The sequence below is a fragment of the Acidovorax soli genome (genome assembly GCF_014207955.1).
In the GTDB taxonomy this organism is placed as follows: Bacteria; Pseudomonadota; Gammaproteobacteria; order Burkholderiales; family Burkholderiaceae_C; genus Acidovorax; species Acidovorax soli_A.
The window spans coordinates 25273-31741 of the sequence record NZ_JACHLK010000032.1; the positions used below are offsets into that span (position 1 = coordinate 25273).

Consider the following 6469-nt stretch of genomic DNA (forward strand, 5'->3'; position numbering starts at 1 on the left):
TGCACCGCATGGGCGGTGTGATTGACCTCGTATTTGCAAGGCTGGGCAATGGCAGACGAATCCCGTGAATCCGTGTATGTGGGCATTGATGTGTCCAAGGACAGCCTGGAAGTGTCTTTGGGTGACAAGGGCGCCAGCATGCGCTTTGGCAACGACGATCAGGGCATCAGTGCGATGCTCGATTGGCTGGCAGGTCAGAGCGTGGCAGTGGTGCTTATGGAGGCGACGGGAGGGCTGGAGAAGCGCTGCGCGCAGCGCTTGTACCTGGCGGGGCTGACGGTTGTTGTGGCCAATCCCAGGCAGGCCCACGAGTTTGCAAAGTCCCTGGGGTATCTGGCCAAGACCGATGGCATCGACGCGAAGGCGCTGTCGCATTTTGCGCGAACCCTGCACAACAGTGAGCGGTTTGAGAAGTCATTGTTCAAGCTGGCTGCAGCACACCAGGAACAGCTGCAGGCGCTGGTCACAAGGCGAGCGCAATTGGTGCAGATGCGCGTGGCAGAGACCAATAGATTGGCTCAGGCGCACGCCCTGTCGACCAAGAGCATCCAGGCAGTGATAAAGATACTGGACAAGCAGATCAAGGCACTTGATGAAGACATCGGTGGCAGGCTCAAGCAGCACTTTGCGCAAAAGCTCAAGCTGCTGGAGGGCTTCAAGGGCATTGGCCAAGGAACCAAAGCAGTATTGATGGCAGCGCTGCCGCAGCTGGGCCAATTGAACCGGCGAGAGATCAGCAAGCTGGTAGGAGTAGCCCCGTTGAACCATGACAGCGGCAAGATGCGCGGCAAGCGCTCGATCTGGGGAGGTAGAAGCGACGTGCGCTCATCGCTGTACATGGCCGCGCTCAGTTCAGTGCGCTTCGACCCGGTGATCAGAGAGTTCTACCAGCGGCTGCGAGCGGCGGGCAAGCCAGCGAAGGTTGCCTTGGTGGCATGCATGCGCAAGATGCTGGCGATCTTGAATGCAGTGATCAAGTCGAACACAGCGTGGGAGCAACGTTGTCCACAGCCAGGCGCGGTATGAAAAGCGCTTGACTTTGAACACAGTTGCTGAGTCGCTTCGCGCCTTCCCCCTCTCTCGCCTCGCTGCGCGAGTCGGGAGGAGGACGCCCCCAGTGCGGCGGGGCGGCCCTTGCACGGGGGCTCTGGCCTTGGCCGTGCCAGTGTCACGCATCGCGGGTGGCGCACAGCGCAGTGAACAACTGACACCGAAAACAGACGCCCTGGGCGGCGCTCGCGACGAGAAACATGGCGCTGTGTCAAACTCGCGGTTCATCGCAGTCCCCGTCACTGGTGCCCGCCCATGGCCGAACGTCCACCCTACGAAATCGCACGCGAAACGCTCAAGCAGCTCTCGACCCGCCGGCTGGCCCCGACGCCCGAGAACTACCTGGCGATCTACGATGAGATTGCGGGGGTGCGCAGCGCCACCCCGTTCCCCGAGGCCCAGCTCTCCCATATCCTGCGGCTGATTCCCGGCCAGACCCCGGCCCAGAAGCGCCTGCTCGGCCAGTTCGAGAAGGCCATCGCCAACAAGGACTGGAGCGGCCTGCAAAGCGTGCTTGTGGGCTATGCCAACCTGGGCCTGAGCCCGGCCGCCGCCTCACCGGTGGAGCTCCCCCCCACCGCGCCGGCCGCCACGCTCCCCGAAGACCTGGCCGAACTGCTGGCCCGCCTGATCGACAACACCCTGCCCGCGCTGGGCGAGGACGACCAGCGCGTGCACGGCATGGCCGCACAGCTCACCACCTTCCTGCGCGAGCCCACGCCCCTGATCTCCACGCTGATGCTGATGCTGGGCAACTTCACCTACCGGCTGTCGTTCGCCACGGAAGACCAGGCGGCCATCCGCACCAGCCTGCTGGAGCTCTTGCACATGGTGTTCGAGAACATCGCCGTGCTCAGCGCCGACGACCGCTGGCTGCAGGGCCAGGCCGAGGCACTGATGACGGCCTCCACCCCGCCGCTCACGCTGCGCCGGCTTGACGACGTGCAACTGCGCCTGAAGGACGTGATCTTCAAACAGACCGAGGCCAAGGCGCGCTCCATGGAGGCGCAGGAGCAGATGAAGGACCTGCTGGCCACCTTCATCGAACGCCTGGCGCAGATCACCGCATCGAGCACCACCTACCAGGGCACCATGGAGCGCTGCGCCGACCTCATCGGCAAGGCCAGCAGCCTGCAGGAGATCGCACCCGTACTGGAAGAGGCGATGAGCGCCACGCGCAGCATGGCGCTCGACACCAAGCTCACCCACACCGAACTGCTGGACCTGCGCGAGCGCACCGAGGCCAAACGCGCCGAGGTCGCCAAGCTGCAGCAGGAGCTCGACCGCGCCAGTGCCCAGGCCCGGCACGACCCGCTGACCGGCAGCCTCAACCGCAAGGGCCTGGACGAGGCCATGGAGCGCGAGATCGCCCGCTCGCGGCGCATGGGTGCGCCCCTGTGCTTTGCGCTGCTGGACATCGACAACTTCAAGCTCATCAACGACCGCCTGGGCCACAGCGTGGGCGACGCGGCCCTGGTGCACCTGGCCCAGGTCACGCGCGAGGTGATGCGCCCACAGGACCTGCTGGCACGCTACGGCGGCGAAGAGTTCGTGCTGCTGTTGCCCGACACCACGGTGGACGCCGGAGTGGCCGCCATGACGCGCCTGCAGCGCGAGCTGACCACGCGCTTTTTCCTGCAGGGCAGCGAGAAGATCCTCATCACCTTCAGCGCCGGCGTGGCCCAGCTGCACGATTCGGAGACCAGCTTCGACGCGATCAAGCGCGCCGACCAGAGCATGTACCTCGCCAAGCGCTCCGGAAAGAACCGGGTGATGGCTGCATGAGCCCCCGCCGGTGAATCCCCAGCAGCGCCGCGCCTTCCTGCTGCGGGCGGCCCAGGGCGCGGCCGCCACCACCCTGCCCCGCTGGGCCTGGAGCCAGCCGCAGCGCCAGCAGAGCAACCCGTTCGCCTTGGGCGTGGCCAGCGGCGACCCGGGTGCCGATGGGATGGTGCTCTGGACGCGCCTGCTTCCCGATGCCAGCCACGCCCGCCAGCCCCTCACCGTGCGCTGGGAGCTGGCCGATGACGAGAGTTTTCGGCGCATCGTGCAGCGCGGCCAGGCCACGGCCCTGCCGGAGCTGGGCCACAGCGTGCATGTGGAGCTCGCCGGCCTGGCGCCGGGCCGCTGGTACCACTACCGCTTTATGCATGGCGATGCGGTCAGCGCCACGGGCCGCACACGCACCGCCCCAGCCGCCGACGCCCTGCCCGAGCGCCTGCGCCTGGCCTTTGCCTCATGCCAGCGCTGGGAACATGGCCACTATGCGGCCTGGCGCCATGTGCGTGCGGATGCGCCCGACCTGGTGCTTTTTCTCGGCGACTACATCTATGAGTACGCCAGCCCCAAGGACAGCTCGGGCCTGGCGCGCGTGCACAGCCTGCGCCTGGCCACCACCCTGGCCGACTACCGCGACCGCTATGCCCTGCACAAGAGCGACCCGGCGCTGCAAGCGGCCCACGCCGCCTGCCCCTGGATGGTGACCTGGGATGACCACGAGGTACAGAACGACTACGCCGGCGATGCAGGCAAGGGCGACCCGGCCGGCTTTCTGGCCCAGCGCAGCGCGGCCTGGCAGGCCTTCTACGAAAACATGCCCCTGCGGGCTGCCAGCCTGGTGCAGCGCGACTTTTCGGCGCTGCAGGTCTACCGCCGCCTCGCCTGGGGCCGCCTGGCACACCTGCACCTGCTCGACGCGCGCCAGTACCGCAGCCTGCAGGCCTGCCGCACGGCGGCCAGCAGCGCAGGCGCCGTGCGCCCCAAGGACTGCGCCGAGCTGGCCGACCCGGCGCGCAGCTTCCTGGGCATGGCCCAGGAGCAATGGCTGGACGCCGGCCTGGCGGCCGATGCCCGGGACGGGCGCACGCGCTGGAGCGTGGTCGCGCAGCAGACCCTGTTCTCGCCGCGCCACTACCCCTCGGGCGTGGTCTCCACCGACAGCTGGGACGGCTATCCGGGCGCGCGCGCACGCCTGCTGCAGGCCGTTACCCAGCATGCGCCGCGCAACACCGTGCTGCTGGGGGGCGACATCCACCAGAACTATGTGTGCCGTGTGCTGGCCGACGCGGCACGGCCCGAGTCCGCGGTGGTCGCCAGCGAATTCTGCGGCACCTCCATCAGCTCGCGCTCGGGCACCACGCAGGACAAGGTCGACGCGGTCGTGCGCCACAGCCCCCATGTGCTGCTGGCGCGCTGCGAGCAGCGCGGCTATGGCCTGGCCGACATCACCCCCGCGCGCTGGACCACCACCCTGCGCGTGCTGGACGACCCGCTGCGCGAAGACAGCGGGGCCAGCACGCAGGCGCGCTTTGTGGTCGAAGACCGTCGCCCCGGGCCGGTGGCGGCCTGATGACCCGTCTCCGCGCAATACCCCTTCGGCGGCTTGTAGCATCCTGTAAATAAAGCGCCCCGCCGCAGGGTGCGGGCCTTACCATGGCCTGTATTCCTTCCAGCCCTTGGAGACCAAGCGATGCGCAAGACCCCCACCCTGACCTTGCTGGCCGTGGCCGCCCTGCTGGCCGGCTGCGCCAGCAGCCCCCGCTTCGAGTACACCGTGCCCGCGCAGCCCGAGGGCTCCTCGGGCTACACCGAAAAGCCCGGCTGGGCCACCGAGAAGTTTGCCGTGGCGGCCGCCAACCCGCTGGCCACCGATGCGGGCTACCAGATCCTCAAGGCCGGCGGCTCGGCCCTGGATGCGGCGATTGCCGTGCAGATGGTGCTCACGCTGGTCGAGCCGCAATCGAGCGGCATCGGTGGCGGCGCCTTTCTGCTGCACAGCGCCGGCACCAAGGTGGAAGCCTATGACGGCCGCGAGACGGCCCCCGCAGCCGCCGATGAGAAGCTGTTCCTCGGCCCGGACGGCAAGCCCCTGCCTTTCCACGACGGGGTCGTGGGCGGCCGCTCGGTCGGCGTGCCCGGCACGGTGCGCATGCTCGAGATGGCGCACAAGGAGCACGGCAAGCTGCCCTGGGCCACGCTGTTCCAGCCCGCCATCACTTTGGCCGAGGGCGGCTTCAAGGTCAGCGCACGGCTGAACACCCTGGCCGCGGCCGATGCCCACCTCAAGAAGGACCCGGTGGCCGCGGCCTACTTCTACAAGCCCGATGGCGATGCACGCGATGTGGGCTTCAACCTGCGCAACCCCGAACTGGGTGCCGTGCTGCGCCGCATCGCGGCCGAGGGCAGCAAGGCCTTGCACGAGGGCGAGATCGCCCAGGCCATCGTGGACAAAGTGCAAAAACACCCCACCAACCCCGGCAAGCTCAGCCTGGCCGACCTGGCCGGCTACCAGCCTAAAAAGCGCGAACCGCTGTGCCACGACTACCAGGTGGCGAGCAAGAATTACCGCATGTGCGGCTTTCCACCACCGAGCTCGGGCGCGATTGCCATCGCGCAGATCCTGGGCATCCTGAAGAACACCGACGCGGCGTCCATGCCGCTGGAAAACGGCCTGCCCACGGCCGACTGGCTGCACCTGTACACCGATGCCGCGCGCCTGGCGTTCGCCGACCGCGCCCAGTACGTGGCCGACCCCGACTTCGTGCAGCCCCCCGCCGGCAACTGGACCAGCCTGATCGCCCCGGCCTACCTGGCCGAGCGCGCCAAGCTCATCGGCACGCAGAGCCTCAAGGTCGCCCAGCCCGGCAAGCCCGGCGCCGTGGCCACCAGCCATGCGCCCATGCCCGACCAGCCCGAGTACGGCACCAGCCACATCAGCATCGTCGACGCCTTCGGCAACGCCGTGGCCATGACGACCACCATTGAAGACCAGTTCGGCGCACGCCAGATGGTCAAGGGCTTTTTGCTCAACAACGAGCTCACCGACTTCAGCTTCGCCCCGGCCGATGCGCAAGGGCAGCCGATCGCCAACCGCGTGCAGCCGGGCAAGCGGCCACGCTCATCCATGTCGCCCACGCTGGTGTTCGACAAGGCCACGGGCGAGTTGCTGATGAGCGGCGGCAGCCCGGGGGGCGCGGCCATCATCCACTACACGGCCAAGACGCTGTATGGCGTGTTCAACTGGGGCCTGATGCCGCAGCAGGCGATCAACCTGCCCAATTTCGGTTCGATGAACGGGCCTTCGCTGCTGGAGGAAAAGCGTTTCCCCCCGCTCACGGTGGAGACCTTGCGCGCGCGCGGGGCGGAGGTGCGGGAGATGAACATGACCAGTGGCTTGCAGGCCATCACGCGCGGGAATGCGCATGGGAAGAAGATGTGGTTTGGGGGGGCGGATCCGCGGCGTGAGGGTGTTGTGATGGGGGACTGATCTGTTCTTCATGCTTCTTCGGCCCCGTCCGCTGGAATTGTGCGATTTGCCCTATTGAAGGGCGGGGGCCGGGATGTGCGCCCGGCGGCGCACCTACTTTCTTTTTGCGCAAAAAGAAAGTAGGCAAAGAAAAGGCGCCCCGCTGTCTGCGTC

At 67.4% G+C, this 6469-nt stretch carries 4 protein-coding genes; all 4 read left to right on the plus strand.

Annotated elements, in window-relative coordinates; translation table 11 throughout:
• Window positions 1-48: 48 nt before the first annotated feature.
• On the plus strand, window positions 49-1026 hold the full coding sequence (locus HNP48_RS34400) for an IS110 family transposase (RefSeq protein WP_184866001.1): 978 nt from the start codon (window positions 49-51) through the stop codon (window positions 1024-1026).
• 279 nt (window positions 1027-1305) lie between these two features.
• Window positions 1306-2835, plus strand: coding sequence for a GGDEF domain-containing protein (locus tag HNP48_RS34405; RefSeq protein ID WP_184866003.1), 1530 nt, complete (start codon window positions 1306-1308; stop codon window positions 2833-2835).
• 10 nt (window positions 2836-2845) lie between these two features.
• Window positions 2846-4399, plus strand: coding sequence for an alkaline phosphatase (locus HNP48_RS34410; protein WP_184866005.1), 1554 nt, complete (start codon window positions 2846-2848; stop codon window positions 4397-4399).
• Between the two features lie 120 nt (window positions 4400-4519).
• Complete coding sequence (locus HNP48_RS34415) at window positions 4520-6316, plus strand: gamma-glutamyltransferase family protein (protein WP_184866008.1); 1797 nt, start codon at window positions 4520-4522, stop codon at window positions 6314-6316.
• Window positions 6317-6469: the final 153 nt, after the last annotated feature.

What these genes read in the sequence shown, in the direction of transcription:
- HNP48_RS34400 (WP_184866001.1), top strand. Translation starts at nt 49, where the DNA reads ATGGCAGACGAATCCCGTGAATCCGTGTATGTGGGCATTGATGTGTCC.
- HNP48_RS34405 (WP_184866003.1), top strand. Translation starts at nt 1,306, where the DNA reads ATGGCCGAACGTCCACCCTACGAAATCGCACGCGAAACGCTCAAGCAG.
- HNP48_RS34415 (WP_184866008.1), top strand. Translation starts at nt 4,520, where the DNA reads ATGCGCAAGACCCCCACCCTGACCTTGCTGGCCGTGGCCGCCCTGCTG.